General features: G+C 51.5%; 17 protein-coding genes, 1 tRNA gene and 6 pseudogenes. 12 read left to right on the top strand and 12 right to left on the bottom strand.

The window, feature by feature from the left end:
- Positions 1–469 precede the first annotated feature (469 nt).
- The 5 genes from GPOALKHO_RS08805 to GPOALKHO_RS08785 form a co-directional block, all read right to left on the bottom strand.
- Positions 470–613, bottom strand: coding sequence for a hypothetical protein (locus GPOALKHO_RS08805; protein WP_406702180.1), 144 nt, complete (start codon positions 611–613; stop codon positions 470–472).
- Between the two features lie 59 nt (positions 614–672).
- Complete coding sequence (locus GPOALKHO_RS08800; RefSeq protein WP_406702178.1) at positions 673–861, bottom strand: hypothetical protein; 189 nt, start codon at positions 859–861, stop codon at positions 673–675.
- 2,298 nt (positions 862–3,159) lie between these two features.
- Positions 3,160–3,324: a hypothetical protein gene (locus GPOALKHO_RS08795; RefSeq protein ID WP_406702176.1), complete on the bottom strand. Its 165-nt coding sequence runs from the start codon at positions 3,322–3,324 to the stop codon at positions 3,160–3,162.
- A 1,855-nt stretch (positions 3,325–5,179) separates the two neighbouring features.
- Entirely contained in the window at positions 5,180–5,326 is a 147-nt protein-coding gene (locus GPOALKHO_RS08790) for a hypothetical protein (protein ID WP_406702175.1), read from the bottom strand.
- Positions 5,327–5,691: 365 nt separating this feature from the next.
- On the bottom strand, positions 5,692–5,946 hold the full coding sequence (locus tag GPOALKHO_RS08785; RefSeq protein WP_406702173.1) for a hypothetical protein: 255 nt from the start codon (positions 5,944–5,946) through the stop codon (positions 5,692–5,694).
- A 271-nt stretch (positions 5,947–6,217) separates the two neighbouring features.
- On the opposite strand from GPOALKHO_RS08785, the pseudogene GPOALKHO_RS08780 reads away from it, so the two are divergent.
- From GPOALKHO_RS08780 to GPOALKHO_RS08745, 8 genes and pseudogenes are all read left to right on the top strand, one after another.
- Positions 6,218–6,644 (top strand): annotated as a pseudogene (locus GPOALKHO_RS08780) (MarR family winged helix-turn-helix transcriptional regulator); the annotation flags it as partial.
- Between the two features lie 76 nt (positions 6,645–6,720).
- Complete coding sequence (locus GPOALKHO_RS08775; RefSeq protein WP_406703515.1) at positions 6,721–6,996, top strand: hypothetical protein; 276 nt, start codon at positions 6,721–6,723, stop codon at positions 6,994–6,996.
- Entirely contained in the window at positions 6,996–7,127 is a 132-nt protein-coding gene (locus GPOALKHO_RS08770) for a hypothetical protein (protein ID WP_406702172.1), read from the top strand. Before GPOALKHO_RS08775 ends, GPOALKHO_RS08770 begins: the two co-directional genes overlap by 1 nt.
- A 163-nt stretch (positions 7,128–7,290) precedes the next feature.
- Positions 7,291–7,626 carry a hypothetical protein gene (locus GPOALKHO_RS08765; protein WP_406702170.1) on the top strand — a complete coding sequence of 112 codons (336 nt, stop codon included), beginning with the start codon at positions 7,291–7,293 and terminating at the stop codon, positions 7,624–7,626.
- Complete coding sequence (locus tag GPOALKHO_RS08760) at positions 7,592–8,002, top strand: sulfatase-like hydrolase/transferase (protein ID WP_406702169.1); 411 nt, start codon at positions 7,592–7,594, stop codon at positions 8,000–8,002. Before GPOALKHO_RS08765 ends, GPOALKHO_RS08760 begins: the two co-directional genes overlap by 35 nt.
- A 277-nt stretch (positions 8,003–8,279) precedes the next feature.
- Positions 8,280–8,356: transfer RNA gene (locus GPOALKHO_RS08755), tRNA-Pro, on the top strand.
- A gap of 1,186 nt (positions 8,357–9,542) precedes the next feature.
- Entirely contained in the window at positions 9,543–9,728 is a 186-nt protein-coding gene (locus tag GPOALKHO_RS08750; RefSeq protein WP_406703470.1) for a FlhC family transcriptional regulator, read from the top strand.
- Between the two features lie 273 nt (positions 9,729–10,001).
- Complete coding sequence (locus GPOALKHO_RS08745; protein ID WP_406702168.1) at positions 10,002–10,166, top strand: motility-associated protein; 165 nt, start codon at positions 10,002–10,004, stop codon at positions 10,164–10,166.
- Positions 10,167–10,634: 468 nt separating this feature from the next.
- Here the strand turns inward: GPOALKHO_RS08745 and GPOALKHO_RS08740 are convergent, their stop codons facing one another.
- Positions 10,635–10,880: a hypothetical protein gene (locus GPOALKHO_RS08740; RefSeq protein ID WP_406702167.1), complete on the bottom strand. Its 246-nt coding sequence runs from the start codon at positions 10,878–10,880 to the stop codon at positions 10,635–10,637.
- Between the two features lie 201 nt (positions 10,881–11,081).
- Here GPOALKHO_RS08740 and GPOALKHO_RS08735 point away from each other — a divergent pair, with 201 nt between their 5' ends.
- The 4 genes and pseudogenes from GPOALKHO_RS08735 to GPOALKHO_RS08720 all read left to right on the top strand — a co-directional run.
- A complete protein-coding gene (locus tag GPOALKHO_RS08735) occupies positions 11,082–11,255 on the top strand; it encodes a hypothetical protein (protein ID WP_406702165.1) in 174 nt (57 codons plus the stop codon).
- Positions 11,256–12,703: 1,448 nt separating this feature from the next.
- The gene (locus GPOALKHO_RS08730; RefSeq protein ID WP_406702163.1) at positions 12,704–12,841 is read left to right on the top strand and encodes a hypothetical protein; all 138 of its coding nucleotides are present in this window, start codon (positions 12,704–12,706) and stop codon (positions 12,839–12,841) included.
- 433 nt (positions 12,842–13,274) lie between these two features.
- Positions 13,275–13,403 carry an FHIPEP family type III secretion protein gene (locus tag GPOALKHO_RS08725; RefSeq protein WP_406702162.1) on the top strand — a complete coding sequence of 43 codons (129 nt, stop codon included), beginning with the start codon at positions 13,275–13,277 and terminating at the stop codon, positions 13,401–13,403.
- 172 nt (positions 13,404–13,575) lie between these two features.
- Positions 13,576–13,830, top strand: a pseudogene (locus tag GPOALKHO_RS08720) (dipeptide ABC transporter permease DppB); the annotation flags it as partial.
- 219 nt (positions 13,831–14,049) lie between these two features.
- Here GPOALKHO_RS08720 and GPOALKHO_RS08715 read toward each other — a convergent pair.
- The 6 genes and pseudogenes from GPOALKHO_RS08715 to rlmJ form a co-directional block, all read right to left on the bottom strand.
- Positions 14,050–14,137 (bottom strand): annotated as a pseudogene (locus GPOALKHO_RS08715) (CDP-diacylglycerol diphosphatase); the annotation flags it as partial.
- A 119-nt stretch (positions 14,138–14,256) separates the two neighbouring features.
- Positions 14,257–14,713: pseudogene (locus tag GPOALKHO_RS08710) on the bottom strand (MFS transporter); the annotation flags it as partial.
- A 341-nt stretch (positions 14,714–15,054) separates the two neighbouring features.
- Positions 15,055–15,586 (bottom strand): annotated as a pseudogene (locus tag GPOALKHO_RS08705) (YhjD/YihY/BrkB family envelope integrity protein); the annotation flags it as partial.
- Between the two features lie 13 nt (positions 15,587–15,599).
- Positions 15,600–15,737: a hypothetical protein gene (locus GPOALKHO_RS08700; protein WP_406702160.1), complete on the bottom strand. Its 138-nt coding sequence runs from the start codon at positions 15,735–15,737 to the stop codon at positions 15,600–15,602.
- A gap of 214 nt (positions 15,738–15,951) precedes the next feature.
- The gene (gene gorA, locus GPOALKHO_RS08695) at positions 15,952–17,304 is read right to left on the bottom strand and encodes a glutathione-disulfide reductase (protein ID WP_406702158.1); all 1,353 of its coding nucleotides are present in this window, start codon (positions 17,302–17,304) and stop codon (positions 15,952–15,954) included.
- Positions 17,301–18,138 (bottom strand): annotated as a pseudogene (rlmJ, locus tag GPOALKHO_RS08690) (23S rRNA (adenine(2030)-N(6))-methyltransferase RlmJ). Before rlmJ ends, gorA begins: the two are co-directional and overlap by 4 nt.
- Between the last annotated feature and the right edge of the window lie 301 nt (positions 18,139–18,439).

Genomic DNA, 18,439 nt, shown 5'->3' with positions numbered 1-18,439 from the left:
TCACTAAGATGGCGATCGCTCATGAAAACCCGCTGCGCTAGTTGCTCAGAATTTCGGTCTCCGGCTCGCGGGAAAGAATATCCTGTGCCCGATCGACGCACAGCCGAATGCAAAATGATAGCGCAGCTAGGGCGAGAAATACACGCCATTCCCCGTGCTGCAGACATCCGCTCTTGCGGCCTCACGTATTAGCTCACGAGATGCAGCGCCAGGATCAATGCCGGCGGTAATGCCGGCGCTAGTATAGACCCTCTGTCCTCGACAAAAATGCGATTGTCTTGTGGTGGGGCCGCCGGCACATGTTGACGCAGGCGCGCCATCACCTGCGCCGGATAAGACCAGCGTCCAAGCCGTGAGTGAAAGCGTGTCCGGTGCTGTTGCAACCATCGCTGGGCTGATTGTGTCTGCAGAGTCTCAAGCTGTCTGCTAGTCGCTGACGTCGGGCACAAACATCAAACTGTCATTAGCGTTAGACTGGGAAAGTCACCACATCTGACTGCGGACCGATATAGTACAGACGGAGCCCACTAGCCAGAGTCAGCACCTCTTCCATCGGCCCGGTGATATTCAGAGACATGGCATGCGGCAGCAATAGAAAATAAACCTTGCGCATCGCCTTCATTCCACGTCGCTGCGTAGAGTGCGTACCAGTTGGACGTCCGCATTAGGCTGTCAGCATAGCATGGTGCTGACGTAGGCATTACCTTCAAACGCCAGAACCTGCATATCCCAGATGCAGAACGATTCGTTGCACGCCAGCCGCCAGCTTCCGCCGTCAGTCACCCAGATCTTGATACGCAGCCCGTTCTCATTGTCCCACGGCCCAAAAAATAGTCGCGTTCCAGGCCCTGATTCAATCATGACGCCCCGGCGCTGTCCGCATGTTGCGCGTCAGGAGGCAGCTACGCGGTGAGCTGTAGCCATGCCACAGGCGATAGCGCTTCAGCCACCAACCACTCAGGGTAAGCAGTTCTTGCTGAGTAATCTACCACAGTTAATTAGGCTAGAGACGAAAGGCCGCCGGCGTCGGCGGTGCATCGGCACTGACAATCATTCATGCAGACCGGAGTCTGTCAGGGCATTATGCACGCGCTTGGTGATGCGGACATCGGCCTGACCCAGCCTGAGTCTGGATGAAAGGGGCTGCTGTTGGCGGTACAGAAGACATCCACCAGGCGCCACGCCACGCGTCTGGCATTTCCAACCAGCTCCAACATGCCTGCTGACAGGCCGGTCATTCGGTTTTCGACCAGAATGGACGACAAATGATTGCTGAACATCGATGATCAATATGCGCTCTACATTTTCGGACTCTTGCTATTCGCTATGTGGCCTATAGTAGTTTGGTCATTAGTAGTTTGTATAGTAGTTTGGTCATAAGCAACAGGCTAAAAGGACATAACGGAGCTGTTAAGGACCGGTGTTTGGCCTGTGCCTCGACGACGCGCTCCCGAGGAGATGTCTGACCGGCATGCATGGTTAGAGAGGGGTTAAATGATAAACTGCATCCTGGGTCAGCAGTTTACCTTGAGACCTCTCAAGCGGGGCGCTAGTCGGAATGATGACGACGGCCAGGGCGAGTCGATTGACGAGCGTTGATGACGGGCACACGCCGCCTAGGCCGGCTTTAAGTCAATGGGGAACATGCTCAGCCTGGAAGTTGGTCCACTCAGCATCGCCGCTCAAGCGCGATGCCAGGGAAAACGCGAAGTCGAAAGCGACGCCTAATCTCTTTTTTATCGCTTATAAAGATTACTGTATTCGACGACCTTTTGATTCACATAGGCCGTCGGTCACCTGCGGATTGGCAGTCAAATTCCGTCCCCTCCTGGCCGCCTGGAATCACTACCGAAGCGTAGAGTTCTTGGCGCGATTACTCGGCAGCGCGTCCGCAAAATACGGGACAGCTAAGCAATTCAAGACTCTTCTGACAAGCCAGCTTTTCCCAGTAAAATAGCAATGAGTCTGCTCATTATACCAATGCTCGTCCTGTATAGCAAATGCCCGGCCAAAAAGAACAGCACGATGATTTCCAAAAATAGAATATTGTTTTAAAAACGGCCGTAGTGGCCTGTCTTCCCGCAGGAGCGCGCAACCCGTCAGACGCCGTGATCCTACCTAGCGTACCTGGCGTGAAAGCGAGAGCTAATCACCTGATGCTGTCTATCACGCTAAGGTCAATTTTCGCCCAGAATATAATCATCCAGATCCTTAAAATGAAACACTAATCGCCCAGAAACTGTAGTTTCGTGGATTTCTTGCAGGTTGGTTGCATAAAATACTATCAGTGGACTATCCACTGGGCGTCACCGCTTCGGTGTAGGTAAATCCTTCGGTGATGCGGTCATCGGTAATCGGTAAAACCAGCCAAAAAACCTCACTGCAAAGCGTTTACTGCGCGCGATATCGCTGACGTTGAACGCGATGTAGTCCACTTGGCCGTTAGCAGGTTCGCTTTTCCCGCGCAGGGCAAGGTGTAAAATCAGCAAAATCGTCTTGTCGTTGGATAACGGTTAAACCTGCGTAATCAAAGGATAGAGAGTATATCTCAGATTAATGCTGCGCTGTTTGCCACCTGTCTGTATCGCGAAAAGCTGTCGCACGACGAATACTCCTCGGCGGTCAGGCGTGTCGGAGTCGTCCATCATGTGGGCAAATCCATTGCCACGTGCGGAAAATCCCCTGTTGCGCTCGGTAGTAAGCCAGAGGACAAGGGGCAAACGGTACCGATGGCTCGGGAGCCGGTAGTTGGCAGCGTCAAGGCAGCGGATCGGTATATCGGTAGTGCGTTAGCGTCAGGGATATCAAACGGCGTCTACGAAGGGCCCTCGCCGTCAACGCTGTGGCACATCCACATCCTGCCGGCTTTAAGCGACCAGCCGACATCCCCCTTACGGCAGCCCCGCGCGTCGGCCTGGTAAATCCAAAACCGGCTGGACGCGTGATGCCGCCCCATGGCGTTGTTCATTTCATCTATGACCTCGCAGCCAAGAAACGCGAAGAGTTCGCGATCAAAGTTCTTGGAGCGTGCGATATCGCTGACGCTGATGACCAGATGATCGACGACCTGTGACTAGGGACTAATCTCTTCCTCCGCTTATCGAGAGCTGCGACGATTATACCTGTTCGGCGTTATGCCAAAGCGTGGTGATGCTGCCGCTATCGCCGCTTAACGGAATTGGTCGCCGGCAGCGGCACTGGGCTACTCTGGTCGCGCTGGGTCCAAATTACCACGTCGTCGCGATAAAAATCGGCGCGGATATCCGGCGGATAGGCGCCAACCACCATGAAATCCCCTTTGGTGTCGATAATTTTATGACCCATGTCAGCGTGGATCAGAACCACATCCCTTGCTGCGAGGGTCACCAACGGCCCGGTTTCGCCACCTAGCTAAATCTGCGCCGGCCAGGAGTGAATGCCAAGCAACTCATGGGTATTGCTGTGGAGATGGGTAAACGGATAGATGTCGTAGCGCCATCTGCGCCGGCCAGCCGTTCGAAGCGAAATACCTCTCCAGCCACACTGGGATGGGATGTCCCCACCCTGGAATAACCTCGCGATAGATCACTGCCGGTAAGACATCGTTGAACGCACCCTTGGCAGTTTCGGCTAAGAAAAGCGTTTTAATTTTCATAGCGCGTGACATTCAGAATTTTTGCGTGGATCCCTATCAGGATAGTCAACATTTTGCGCCAAGGGGATGTTTTACAGAGCACGCTAATAGGGCTTAGGCCATTCAATGAATGATGATGGCTGGAGTATTGCCGTTTTTCTCTTATTCTTTTGCAGCACTCCATTATGAGTAATGCTTTTCGCCATTGCTGCGCGCCGCTCGCTCCATTTATGCCCTCAACAAGAACGTATCACTGTCGTCGTACGCCATTACCGCGCTGATGAAAGAAGGTTGTTTTGTCACGCGCATGAAACCCTATGGAACACCATCAAAGCACGCAAACAAACCGTCGTCCTTTGCCACCGATGCAGGTACAATTTACGGTCATTAAAACAATTTGTCCCCATGCTGATAACTTCCAGATTTGGTTATAACACTCCGCCGGGATTACGCAGTTCGCCTTTTGGCGTGACTCTGGCCCAGACGCCAGCCTGCAACACTATAATTCGCTTATCGACGATGAGGTTAAAAGCACGTGGAATCTGTCAGCGAGCTGGAAATTTCGGGCGCAAATGTTGTTTGATTCCATTGAAACCCCGCCGGCGGAAAACTGCTAAACCCGCCTCAAGGTATTTAAATAGTCGGCGGCGCCCGGCTAAGCGGGACTGGTCTGCACACTGGTCTTTCTCACCCCCCTGCAATGATTGGTTTACTTTCGCGCGATGCGGCCATCGTTATAGTCCAGGCCAAAAAACGGACGATTCCGAACGGAACCGGCGCCGTAGATGTGGAATATTACTCGTCAGGGAACGCTGATTTCACCCGTAAACCGACAGGAGGAGAGCAACAAATGACCAGAATGCCTGGTGTTTTTATTTTTTATCGCCGTGTGTGCCGGCGTGGTGCAAATGGGTGGCCATTATTTGTGGATCTGAATTCAGACTGCTGCTTTCAGACGGATTTCTGCTCGCGCGCGGCGCCAAGTTACGTATACCGGCATTCAGCACCAGCGCGGCGCTGGCGATGAAGAAGACCTAGCGAACCAGTAGCGCTGAAATGCTGGGCCCACCGACTGGCCGGCGACGCTCCACAAATACATAGGAGACTGATGATGGATGAAAATACGGCCGGTTGCCTGATCGCTTGAATACTTCATCAGCAAGGTTTGCCGGCATCAATGCGCCTTCCGAAAACCTCATGCAAAACAGCGCAATTAAGCAGCATAACGCGGTCATTAGGACGTGAGCCATGCCAATACGTTCCCCAACTGGCCAAGGCGCGGAGCGACCAATATAACGCCGACACCCCGGCACCGCAGTAATGACACCGCTGATAAACGCCAGATTATCGCGATTATCGGATAGTTATTTGATAAATAAGCTTAAAATCTGGCTGATGGAGCTGTTAGTCAACTGCATCATCATGGTGGTGATGAATTAATCGCGGATAGGACAGCGCGGCGAATACCGACGCCAATGCAGCTGATCGGCCTTTTCGCCATCACCGCACGCTCTTTGATTAACAGTGGCGTGACGAGAAAATTGACCGTCATTATACTGACGATGATTAAGAAAGACCCCGCAAGCTAAAATGGTCGACCATAAAACCGCCTAGCAGCGGGCCGCTAATCACGCCGGAAACCTGGCCGGTCGACAGCGTGGCAAGAGCGCCCAGCCGTTTTTTCCGCGGTATCTGCGACGCCACCAGCGCCATGACGTTGGGAATATATTCCGACGTCGCTCATCAGTGAGCGCGGCAGTATCAGCTTGCGCCCGCGCCGGTCAGCTATACTGCCCCATAATGGTGACACAACGGCCGAGACCAAAAGGCGGCGCTGAACACCATGCCTGACCAGAGATTCAGTGATTCGTGATAGTGTACACCGAGCCGTTTCACATACAGCGACCAAACGGCAGGATTTGGCTCACGGCCAGACCGGTAAACGCCGTGCGAAAAGTAGGGTGGAATATATGGTACCAGTTGCACACATGACGCCCCATCGAAATTTTCCTTGCGCTGTTTTACCCGCCGTGCAGCCGCCGGGCGCCGCCCTGATAGCTGATGGTTAATTGTTTAAACTACTCTTCTATTATCCAATGAGGCGGCTGGCGTAATGTTTGCAGACCTTTGTCCAGCGTCCGCTCCGCTTCGCGCCAAAAACGGTTGTTGCCGCCGGATAACACCTCTAGATGCAGTTTTTTAACGAGATAGACGCTAGCAAAATTGGCGTCATAGCGAATAGGCGAGTAAGGTATATCCGCCGATTTAATGGTCTTGGCTTCATTGCAGTCGCTGGCCAAATAATAACGCAGGGCCGCTTGATGCTTGATCACTCTGGATATAGGTCGGGAAGGCCGGCAGCGTCAGTATGGCTATTAGTTCTGCCACCTCGACGCCGAACTACTGCTAAATTTGCGTTAGGCTGATGCAGGTATTCTCGACGGTATCATGGAGCCAGGCGGCGGCCAGAATGGCTTCATTGTGCTGCACCTGACGCACCCACTCCACTACAGCAGTATAGGGGATGATGTACGGCTCCTAGGTATATTTACGGCGCTGACACGCCTACCGTGAACCTCGAGAAACGTCGCGCTAGCTGCTCAAGTGTCGGCATGGCATACCCTCCGATTTAACGTACCGCTGCTGTTGGATCCGCAGTTTTGCCTTTCCATTTATTCGGCCAATCTGGCGCTGAATAAGGTTTATTGTAAATTATATTTGCCAAGTTTAATCTGTCCCCTACCCGATGATGCTGGTACTGTGGGAGCGGAATGCTGTGATGGTTTTGGAAATCAGCGATTGGCTATTTCGCGACTCCGCGACGCTGACGCCATCGCTCAAACGTCTGGAAGGCGCTGGCCTGTTGGGGAGTTTTCGTTACGCCCGCTACCAAGCGACAGGTGATCATTTGCTTAACCGAGCATAGGCGTTCGCTGCGCGCTCTGGCGACCACTATCTCGATGGACGTGCTCTGCGCATCTCGTACAGCGCCGATGAACTTAGCGCCCTGAAACGCCAATTAGGGATGTTGCACAACCATTTTCCCACATTGAGGCTCAACTTGAGATCCACCTGCCTAGCCTTGGTGGAAGAGCTGGTGAGAATTTTTGCAATTTTCCTTGTCAAAAAAATTCAATCGGCCACTATTGCGCCACTCAATTATCGTCGGATTTAGCCTGTTGCTGCATCAGCAGCTAAGCTCCGTTTCTCTGTTTCTTGCCATCTATATCGGCCTGTTCCTCAATCTCTCGGTCTTCATCAGACGATTCGATATACTGCATCTGTCCTCCAGCGTCGGGCACATGATCATCACGTTAACAAATCACCGCCGCCGTTCGGCGGTCACCTGTTCTGTCGCATCGCGGCGTCGCTACTGGTGCTGATGTCGGTTGCCAGTTACTACATGACCAATTTCAACGTCGTTATCGGTTTCGGCATTACCGCCTCGGTGATGACGACCGATATCGATCTGTCACGCAAAGTCGTAGCATCACATTCCTGGTATGGATGGTAGGGATAAGCGCCTTGCCACTATTGCTGTTTGGCAAATGCCCTCGCGACACCCTGTTCCAGTAAACGCAAACGCCGGGCAGACGGGTGAAATCTTTGCTGGGGCTACTGGTGGCGCAGAATCTGCGTGAACGTATCACCAACATTAATATGCCCAGCTATGGCGTTTGGTAGCGTACTCCGACTTGCCGTCGAACTGGCTGGCGGCGCGCGGGCTGTTTGCTTATGCGCGGCTCGATGATAGCCAGGATAACGAGAGCCTGTTCGATCCCGCCAAGCAGTCTGCCTATCCGCCACCAGCGGGCATCGGTAATACCTACGTGGTGTTTATTATTGGTGAGACGACTCATTGGGATCATATGGTTTTACTGGGCCATGAACGCGATACGACGCCAAAATTCTCCCACGAAAAGAATCTGGCGGCGTTTCGCTGGCATTCTTGTGATACTTCCACAAAATTCTCTCTGTATGTTCATGTGTGCAAAAGTATGGCCCTACAATAACACCGACGCCAACAATTATGCCTTTCGCGAAATGATCGCGTCAGAGAAGTGCAATAATGGTGAATCCGTGGACGATGCGCTGCCCGTTGACGAGCTGAAGGAGGCGCTGGCCCGCCATCCCCAAGGCAAACACTTGGTTATTTTGCATACCAAAGGCTCACACTATTTGCATCTGATTAACACGTTCGATAACAGTATCCTGTATACCGACAGTTTTATCGACAAAGTCCGCGATAAAAAGCGCCAGTGTTCTATGCCGCTGACCATGGTGAGTCAATTAACGAAAAACTATCACTTGCACGGTACACCGCGCGACATGGTTCCGCCGGAGCAGTTCTGCGCACCAATGATGGTTTGGGCTTTAGACGCTTTCTAGCTAGTCCAGAGAATCATGCGCCTTTGCGCGGCCGCAGACGCAATGGCGCGCCGGCACGGTGCATCGTCATGAAGAATTTTTGATAACCTGTTTGAGACGCCTTGGTATCAGTCCTAGAATGGTGGTATTAAAGCGGGAAGTAGCGGGAGTCAGAAACCGTCGGCGGCGCAGCCGGCTGCCACGGTTAATCATTGCTGATAGGTTTGTAAACAGTTGATGGCAATTACTAAAAGGGATTGACGCCTGTAGCGAGACGCAGTAGCATGTGCGCGCGTTACGGTGAGTGGCGCAGCCTGGTAGCGCAATACGTTCGGGACGTATGGGTCGGAGGTTCGAATCCTCTCTCACCGACCAAATTTCAGCATTACCCGCCGGGGCAGCGATGGCACCGTTAGACGCAATGACCCGCCAGCGGTGCTATCCTGTGCGTTACCGCTTTGGATTGCGGTAGTCAAATGGCGATTATTATCGCATCACCGGTGATGCTCTCGTGTTATTACGACAGTTTCAATTTCTCCTCTGGAGGAAAATTAAGATAGCGTTGCTAATCATCAGCATAAATAATAGCCGATGATTTTAACCGGCCGAACCGATACTGAATTGTCACAATAGGCGATGATTAAAGCCGCGTTTAATGTAAGTTACAGGCGTGTTTAATGACTGGTTAGCGAGTAGGATGTTTTATTTATATTGTAACTAGTATGTATATTTCAATAGCAAGCGTCGCAGATCATGTAACATAAATATCCGTCGATGCATTAGATCGGTGGATTGTAAATTTACCAATGAGGAAGTGATGTAATTTCTTTTTTGATCAGTAGCTAAATAATAAAGTGTTGTTGTACGCTAAATTAGCGCGTAGGGTGGCCGATGCTTACCATTAATTGTCTCTTGCGGTTGATCAATATGTTTGCATGGGTTGCGTGGCTAAGATAATGATGTTTTCGGCTAGGCTATTATATAAATAGAGTCAACGGTTAGTAATTGAATAGTTTTAACATGATTAGTGTAAAATAAGTGCCAGGTGGCCGATGCGTCTAATGCTTGTCGGTAATTAATGCTTAATCCTCCTTCGCTATTAAAATAAAAAGGATGCATAGATGATGCATAGATGATGAGTAGTGATAACCTTCTCAGGAATATGCATAAATCTATCCTATCTTTTGTTTGCTTAAGAGCCTATCAAAAAGATAAGTAGTGTGATTCCGCCTTATGGTAAGCGAAGACACGCAATAAACTAGCGAGACTTTCTCGTCTGAATTGATAAAGCTTGGCGAAATAAACCAGATTATTTGTCTCCTGTGCCCGGATGAGGAGTAGATCATCAATTGCCTGACGCGCGAATCCCGTATGAGCTACAGCATAGGGATTGCGCTGTCTACGTAATTGCTTAATTCAGCAACTCCCGATCCTATCGATTTGCTTAAGGAATGATTGCGTGTAGAAATCTAGGGGTATACAGCTGGCCATGGAGCTGATTGCGCTTGGTGCTCTCTAAGGAAGTTAAAGGGACGCCGACTCCTACTATTGCTATTCTCCGCTGATTAGTTTCTCTACTTGGGAGCAGAATATCCACTCCTCCGCGCTCTACAACGCTTATCTCTGCCTGATTCATATAGGAAATATCACGGCCATCGAGACAATGATAAAAGCGTATCGGCTGTATATCGAACTCTGCGCGCAGCGCCAGGACGGCGGGCTAGTGCTGTGTTTGACCTTTGCCTAGATATTGCTACGTTTTATCGACAGCCAATTATCACCCACCATCAAAGACGGTTAAAAAGCGTAAACTTTCACATGTCACCACCGATAATCGCATATATAATTTAAGATAACGGAATATACAAACGGATTATTCCATCACTGACAACAACGTTCATTTTCTGGATGTTACTGTCTTGTAAGAGAATGCGGTGCTAGTTATCGTTGGTTAGTGGATTCTGTTAGCTGAAGGACAACTCGGCGTCTTATTTCAGTCTGCGAAATTTATGATCATCGCGTGGGTTTGTGTATCTTTGTTGCAGGAAATAATGAAAAGCTGTCTTATGCTACCGTAAAGTCAATTCCGCGATTGTGCCGTCCATCGCGTTATAATAAAGCGATGTATATTGATATCATGGCGCTGATATATCGTCTACTGTCAAAAAGTCGTCAGTCCGGATGATAACGCTGGAAAAAGGTTGACGATCCGCATAACAGCGTTATTTCAATCACTCTTCGTTGCTCGCGGATAATTATTGATTTTCTTATTGATTACCTACATCTTATGATCAACGGTAATCTCAATGCTTAATAAAATTGAAGCGCTGATGAATAAGGAGATAGAGACATATAAATAAGAAAATGATATCCCGATAAACAGTCTGATGCAGATAGGTGATACTTTGCTATCGCTGCGCGGCGGTAATGGGCGCGGTAAATGCCCTGGCCACGACGGGCCGGCTTGCGGGCGAACTCGTGCACTGCATTTGTGTAATATTGCGCTTCAGTTTTAGCGGCTATGCGCCACCGATCGCGATAGAGTTCGGCTACAACCAATCTGATGGAATCTGCTGATATGACGGTCAATTCATGAAAAAACGTCACCTCGGTTGCGATCAAATGGCGCAGGACGCAATCATTATGTCGGCTCTCAGAAGAAGCCTATGCCGATTTTATAACCGCGATGGTGGCGTTTTAGTGATGTGATTGCCGTGGCAGGGCGACGCAGCAGCAGCGCGAGTAGACCGCCGAATATTTCAAAATGCCGTTGAGTGAAGCGATTACCCACAACCGCAAATTCAGCATCAATAATTTCCCACTGCCCACTAACGCAAACGACGCCGCCGGGCCGACGCGTCAGTGTCAGCTCCAACTGGAACACTAGCGGGATATCCAAAGGATGAATGATACCCGCCTGCGCTTGCAGTAGATGTTGCTCAACGATCCGCGGCTGCAGGAACTGCAGCTGAATATGCGCATTACACTAATAGAGGGATTGCGTATTGAAATTGTCGACAGTAAAAAGAAGACCGATGTTCGCTACCGGCGGACACGGAAACTACGCCCTACATAAACTGCGCCCTACATATACAGTGTTATGCATATCATTACTCCGGTGCTTAACGATTTGCCCAATCGTACAAACCTGGCCGGACATACGGATAATCAGCCTTATTTAAATGGCTGGCGTGGCCACGGCAACCGGGAGCTGTTCGCCGATCGTGCCAATGCGTCGCGCCGTGAATTGCTGGGAAGGCGGGTTGATGAGTGAGAAAATTTCCGAGTCATCGGCATGGCGAATACCATGGCGCCGCGCCGCATTAGTATCGTTATTTTGATCCGCGAGCAGGAAGAGGCAATCCGCCAGGAAAATACCGGAACCATAGCGAAGTGGTTGACGGCGACCAGGATACGGCAGCGTACGATGTGCTAACTGACCGTGCGGTCGGCCATCGCAGACGCTCGCCGCAGGCGGGTGATTAGTCTGCTAAAAACCGCGTGGATCGGCGCTTTTCACCTATCGGATCTCATTTCCTAACGTAGACTAAAAGCCATGAAATCACTCACTACGAGTGCAGAGTGCCGTGGCGGAAGAAAGCAATCTGGAAAAAGCGAAGCACCCACCACCATTGATTACAACAAGCGCGCAAAGAAGGCCAAATACCACGTTCCAAGGACTAGTGTCGTGGCTGAGTTGCTGTCGGATGGAACCTGCTATGGCTGACGGTAGAGCATCTGGCTCGCGGTATGGGTCGGATGCTGCGCAGGCTATCATTTATCTGCACCTCAACGGCGATGAGAGTTGGTTACTGGCCTAATTTTCCAGCCTGCTGCGGTAAGGCGCTGCTGGCGAGCGCGCCGCTATTCCTTGGTGTGACGTTGGTGGCCACCGGGTCGCCGATGTTGATCGGTGGCATGTTGTTTGCAACAAGGCCGTCAATCTAGATCTCAACAATTGCAACCATTTAGCGGGCTGAAACGCCTGTTTTTCATGCAGATGATGGCTGAACTTACCAAGACGCTGTCAAAGTCTATCTGGTGGTGGGCGCCTGCGGCACCGCGTTGTGGTTTGTTTGGCCGCGGATGATGCAGTTCGCTCAAGGGGCCGCCCATTACGGTCATGGCGGAAAGTCTGTCGCTTATCCACCAGTGCGTGTTGCTTATCATCTTTAGCCCTTGATACCCGTGGTGGGGTTCGACATTTTGTGCGGATGCTGCGCCATGATATTCGCAAAGAATACAAAGAACAGCCATTGGCGAAAGGAACTAGCGTCGTGACTCTCAATATTCGTCAGCGGGCGGGCAGCAGAGGGGATCCCCATTCTGGAAGCGGCAGCGCTGGTCTGCGCCCTCTACTGGCACTGCGAGATAGGCGCGTCATTTACTGGCACTGCGAGATAGGCGCGTCATTCCGATGGAGCTCTATGGGATATTAGCTTGCGTCGCTGGCGCAAGCAAGGGGTTTCGGCCCCGGCAACCGAGCAAACTCACCGCACCGAAAGCATTGGATTGTGCAGGGGGAGTATTTTTAATAATAAATCTAGTAGCTAAACTGCATTAACCGATTTCAGTCAGACCAGGTGGCAAATCTTTGCGAGCCAGGTTGTGATTATCATGATTTTGTCGATGATGATTGCTTCGGTTGGCGCTCATGTCGCTTTGGCGCGGACTGTGTAGCTGAAGTGAGCGCACGCCCTGTGTTGGAAGCAGGAAAAACAAATGGCCGTCGACGCCGATCTCAATGCTGGCCTTCTCTGCGAAGAAGAAGCCAAGCAGCGGCGCGCGGAGGTGACGCAACTTGAGGTAAGTTATCGGCTGACCCGATGGTGGACGGCAGTCAGGAGATGGAGCTGTTGAAGTACATACGGTGGATCCGCAAAAATTCGCTCGTGAAATGGGATATCTGCCGCTAGTTGGCACATATTCGCTATAATTTGGAAATACCGCTGACCCACTACTATATCTTACTTCACAACGTGGAAGTCGGCTGCGAGGATACATATCCCGAGTGTTGGATGGCTATTAATTCCGGTAACATCAGTGATACGCTGCCAGGCGATCCCTGTCAGGAACACGCGTTTGCTTGCCGGTCGTATGGGTAACCCAAGTACTGTGTGATGCGGCCAAGACGCTGGGCTATACTATGGTGGATGCCAGCACAGCAGTCGCGACTCATTCGGTCAATTGTTCATGCAACATGCCAAGGAGCTGTTTAGCCGCCAGAGAACGCAGCAGTTGCTGGCACATTTGGGTCGTGAAATGCCAAAGCTTACGAAGGATTTAATCCCGGATGTGCTCTCGCTTATATCCTAAAGTATTACAGAATTTACTGGCTGAGCAGGTTTCTATTCGTGATATGCGCTCGATAGTAGAGTGCCTGGCGGAACATGCGCCGCAGCAAACGATGTGGACATGTTAACCAGTCTGGTACACCATAAATGGCCCGTGCCATTACCAAACACTGGTTTCCCGGCATCGGGGATATCCAGACATTGGCCTGGATATGGCGTTAGAGCAGGCGCTGATGCGGCGGTACAAAATTGGGATCTGGGCACCTCGCTTTAAAACCAGCTGTCGATATATCAGGAATTTTCCCGCGTTTCCAGGCGACCTTTGAGCTGGAGGTTTGCGCCATGATTTTCGCCTATACTAGTAGTCGTTCCCGTGGAGGTGCTGGCGGCGGTGAAGCTCGGTTCAATTTTCGATCACGCGGTTGCTATCTCGTTAGCCGGCTATTCGATGCCCATTTTTGATTGTGCATGATGTTGATTATGCTGGTGTCGGTGCATTTGAACTTTACGCCGGTATCCGGCCGGATGTGGGATACGGTGTTTCTCGATGACAACTAGCCTCTGACCGGTTTCATACTGATTGATACACTGATTGGGGTGACTGACGGCCATCCGAATCCCCTCATTTCCTCTGGCTTCTGGTGCTTCGCGCGCCAACAGCAAACGGGCTTTGCGCTGCCAGCCCAGCGAAAATACATTTGGCCAAATATTTTATGGCCGAGCACCGGCTGCCAATCGGTGCTGATGCTGGTGGCATCGTTGTCCGGCCGTTTTCGCGAATATCGGGCCGCAGGCAAGAGATATGAATATGCAGCTGATTTTGCGTCCGCCCGTAGGCGGAATTGATCGCCAGCGACGCAACAGAATAACAATCACCAATAGCTCAGTGTTCTCTACGTCGCATTAAAAACGGACTGCATCCGCTGGGATGACAGTCCATCATTGTTACTATTCTACCAGTAGGTCGCTTAGCCGCGCAATTTATAGCGTCAGGCATCGTGTTTCAGGTGCCGCTAGTAGCGCTAGCAATGCAAGTACAAGTAGATACCCGCAATAACCCGTACTGGACGGTGAGCCAAGCGGCAATATGCGGGGCGACCGATGCGCCGATGATTGCGGCCACATTATAGAAAAAGAGGCGCCAGTATAGCGAACTTCGATAGGAAATAACTCTGGCAGTAGCGCGCCAAGATGTGAGGCCTATCACCATAAATCCTATCAATAAAAACGCCATGGCTACCCAAATATTGCCGGAGCCCAAGAGCAACGTGAACACCAGCGCAAAGTCCATAATCAATACTGTAATGGCTACCTATGGTGTGCCAGCGGCCAAATTATCCGCCAATTGACCGGTGACGGGGACCATCAGGCCAAAACCAATGACGCTAATCATCAGCATCAACAGAAAATCCTTGAGCAAGAAACCAAGACCGCACGGCAGGGAGAGTAGTTTCATATTTCATTGAAACACCGTCATGTGATACTGTTTCGCAGGGTGCCGATGGCCATGCGCACCTGCGCCTTGGCGATTGTAGCGTCGCGGTGGTGGTGTTTCCCTGCGAGAAAAGATATGGTGGAAAAAATGGACCGCGGCAATCGCGTAGATTATAGAAATCGAAGAATTTGATGGCGGCGCCGATCAAGGAAGGAGCAATCACTTTGCCTAGCGAAGTGGTGAGGCGCTGCTGTGTTCCACCGGCGTCGATATCAGCGTCATCCTGAAGGAACATCCGTTTCCTCTCGATTATCATCTTCGCTGGCATAGTCGGCGGTGCTTATTCATGCGGCACAGAACAGCGTGAGGCGGGCAAAATAGAAGAACGCCTGAGCCAAATGACCGAGCCGAAGGCGGCACCAGAGGGCGATGTGAGCAGTTGAGGTAGCATCATGGTCATAAGATTTTGTTCACCTCAAAACCGCGGTTTGTGCCGCGGAATGACCCAAAAATTAGCCATCACTGTGCCCTGGCGAAAACAAACGTCAGCGACGGCGTGACGATGAGCGCTACCACCAACCCTATCAGCGAAACCAAGTCGCGCAGGTATTCAGGTAAAATTTCTCCTGCTCCCTGGGGATTGCGCTCCCATGCGTTACTCGGCTGGGCGCGGATGGCTTCGAGCAGGTTTCTCATCCATAGCTCAGACCCGAATAAAGCGCTACTAGCAAACCGGTCACCCCACCGTCGTGCGTTTGTTTATGGCGATTCGGACTGTGTCCTTTAGCGTGCTCGCCAGCGTTTGCTCGCTGATGCTGTTGGCGATTTTTTAATCAAGTCGGTGAGAATATTCGGAATTGGATGCCAAACTACACCATCAGTATAGGGATCATGGAAAGGTCATATGTGCCACCACCGGATAAGTACTGATCTTTTCGATAAGCCGTCCGCTATCAATCGGCTCATTTCTGGTATGTAGTGCGGTTAGCGGTATGGTAGTTTTCGCGGCATACGGTTTTTCGGCCATAATCCCTCTCAACATCAGCCTATAAGTTATTGTTGTAGTCAAAATAATTATAGCCAATGTTCCCAACTAGGAGGCCAGTATGCCGCCGACGTCTTTCGCGCGAGTCCACCATCCTGCCCGCAGTGTAGGAGGTCGACCCCACACGCCACAGCAATCAGGGGGGTAAGGCGGAACATACGGCCAGCTAGGCTGGCCCGTGCGGGAGTTAAACGGTTTACCGCATCGTCACCAGCTCTTCCGCCGCGGTCGGGTGAATCGCTACAGTATTGTCGAAGTCTTGTTTGGTTGCGCCCATTTTAATGGCTACCGCAAAACCCTGTAGTATTTCATCCATGCCGAAACCGATACCGTGCAGGCCCACAATCCTTTCTTGCGGACTGGTACAAACCAGCTTCATTCGACACGGTTGACGATGTTGGGTGACCGCCGTATACATGGAGGTGAAGGAGGTTTTATAGACCTTGACCTCCTTCTCACCATATTTTTCAATGGCTTCCGGCTCGGTCAGGCCAATTGCGCCGATGGGGGGGTGGCCAAATATCACCGTTGGTATAAGCGTATAGTCCAGATGCTCTTCCGGCTTATTGTTAAACAGCCGCTCCGACAGCCGGCGACCGGCGGCAACCGCCACCGGCGTAAGCGCCGCCACGCCGGTATTATCGCCGACGGCGTAAATGCCCGGCACGTTGGTATTTTGGTATTTATCCACCCGAATATGGCCCGTGCTGTCGGTTTCGACTCCCGCCGCCGCCAGATTAAGATTATCCGTGGCCGGCTCTCGGCCAATGGCCCATATCAAGACATCGACGGTGAATTGCTGATTATTGTGCAGCATCAGAGTCAGGCTTCCGTCCTGGTTTTTCATCACCGAGCGCGGCACCGAGCCGGCATGTAACGTCGGCCCTTCCATCTGCATGACCTCGAGTAACGTCTCGACAATCAGCGGATCAAAGGTATGTAGCGGTGCGTGTTTGCGGACAAACAAATGGGTTTGGGCCCCCAGCCCATTTAGCATACTGGCGATCTCTACTGCGACATAGCCGGCGCCCACCACCGCTACGCGTTCCGGCATGGCGTCCAACGCGAAAAACCCATCGGAATCAATGCCGTATTCCGCCCCACGGATGGCGACTTTACTGGGACGACCACCGGTGGCGATTAAAATGTGATCGGCAGTGATACGCTCGCCATTAACTTCTACGGTATGGGCATCGACAAAACGAGCAAGGCCGTGGATGACGTCAACGTGATTATTGCCCAGCACTCGGTCGTAGGATTGATGGATGCGATCGATATAGGCGCTGCGACTCTTGACCAGGGTACGCCAGTCGAATTTTTCCATGGTCGTGCTAAACCCGTAATCGTGGGCATACAACCTCACCGCTTCGGCGATTTGCGCGGCGTACCACATCACTTTCTTCGGGACACAGCCCACGTTGACACAGGTGCCGCCGAGGTATTTGGCTTCAATCAGCGCGCATTTACGGCCATATTGGGCGGCGCGATTAATTGACGCAATGCCACCGCTACCACCGCCAATGGCTAGGTAATCGTAATGTCTTGTCATTCTAGCGTTTCCTTCAGCGTTGCATTAATCCCTTTGATAGGCCGCCTGATTTTTACTCCGGCACCAGCCAGCAAGTAAAGCGTAACTCTGGTCAGAAGGCGCCAGCGTCTGGTGAAGCTACGAAGTCGCGGCAGCAACGCGTTCATATGTTGTTCCAGTTTCCAGGAGGTTGATGACATCATGCCTGTGAGGTAGTCATTGTCGCCATCGGGACGGCCTCCAGTTCAATATTGCAGAATACAGCGAATGCCACCTTGCTCCAACGCCGACAAGGTGCGCTTTACCTGCTGGCTCGGCACCACTGGATACCACAGCGCATAGATGCCGGTGGCGAAACACTTATAGCCTTCCTGAATCGCACCAATCCCGTCCTGATAGTCGATTTTCAACTCATAAGGCAGATCGATCAGCACTACACTGCGACGGGAAGCTAGCGGTAGTTGCAACTTCAGTTGTTGACAACCGTTAGCCCATGACACCGACCAGAGGATCTTTGTGAAACTCACCGCGCAACAGTGGACAGTCACTGAGGTGCAGCTCAGTCAAATGTAACTGATCTTCTCCGCGCAGCAGTTGGTAGGCCAGCAGGGACGAACCAGGATAATAACGCAATTGGTCGGCGCGGTTAAACGACGGACCACCTCAAGATAAGGCTCCAACAAAGCCGGGGTATCGTCACGTTGCCAGATCCGGGCGACCTGCGCCGGCATGGCTATCGAGATAAAGGAAGGATTTTTCCTTTTCCTTCATCGCGCTCATGATGAGACTGAGCGCAGTATGTTTGAGCACATCGGCGTGATTGCCGGTGTGAAAGCTGCGGCGATAGCTGAGCATAGGTTTAATATCTACTTGAGATCGGATGATTCTTGTATTTAATGCCGATGCTGTCATTAGCCACTACCGGCCCCAGTATGTTCAAGGACCCGCGCACATCACCAAAGAACCAATGGCATCGAAATACCAGGCCAGGGGAAAGATTATATCAGGATGGAAAGGGGTTAGAAGCTTCTCTACGCTTCGGAGCTTGTAGCATGAGGCGCAAAAGTACACCCGCTCTCATCATGATCCCGCGCCGGGCGCAAAGGTTTTCAGCCATCATCGCCGCGCGTGGCGCAAAAGCGCGCCAATACATACA

The organism is Sodalis sp. (in: enterobacteria) (assembly GCF_036327475.1).
In the GTDB taxonomy this organism is placed as follows: domain Bacteria; phylum Pseudomonadota; class Gammaproteobacteria; order Enterobacterales; family Enterobacteriaceae.
This window is presented reverse-complemented; position numbering and strand designations above follow the sequence as displayed.

Bases quoted from the DNA above. Each gene is read 5' to 3' on its own strand.
- GPOALKHO_RS08790 (WP_406702175.1), bottom strand. From the start codon at position 5,326: ATGGCGCTGGTGGCGTCGCAGATACCGCGGAAAAAACGGCTGGGCGCT.
- GPOALKHO_RS08770 (WP_406702172.1), top strand. From the start codon at position 6,996: ATGTCGGTTGCCAGTTACTACATGACCAATTTCAACGTCGTTATCGGT.
- GPOALKHO_RS08760 (WP_406702169.1), top strand. From the start codon at position 7,592: ATGTTCATGTGTGCAAAAGTATGGCCCTACAATAACACCGACGCCAAC.
- GPOALKHO_RS08805 (WP_406702180.1), bottom strand. From the start codon at position 613: ATGCGCAAGGTTTATTTTCTATTGCTGCCGCATGCCATGTCTCTGAAT.
- GPOALKHO_RS08725 (WP_406702162.1), top strand. From the start codon at position 13,275: ATGTGCTCTCGCTTATATCCTAAAGTATTACAGAATTTACTGGCTGAG.
- GPOALKHO_RS08700 (WP_406702160.1), bottom strand. From the start codon at position 15,737: ATGGCCGAAAAACCGTATGCCGCGAAAACTACCATACCGCTAACCGCA.
- GPOALKHO_RS08730 (WP_406702163.1), top strand. From the start codon at position 12,704: ATGGCCGTCGACGCCGATCTCAATGCTGGCCTTCTCTGCGAAGAAGAA.
- gorA (WP_406702158.1), bottom strand. From the start codon at position 17,304: ATGACAAGACATTACGATTACCTAGCCATTGGCGGTGGTAGCGGTGGC.
- GPOALKHO_RS08735 (WP_406702165.1), top strand. From the start codon at position 11,082: ATGCATATCATTACTCCGGTGCTTAACGATTTGCCCAATCGTACAAAC.
- GPOALKHO_RS08800 (WP_406702178.1), bottom strand. From the start codon at position 861: ATGATTGAATCAGGGCCTGGAACGCGACTATTTTTTGGGCCGTGGGAC.
- GPOALKHO_RS08795 (WP_406702176.1), bottom strand. From the start codon at position 3,324: ATGGGTCATAAAATTATCGACACCAAAGGGGATTTCATGGTGGTTGGC.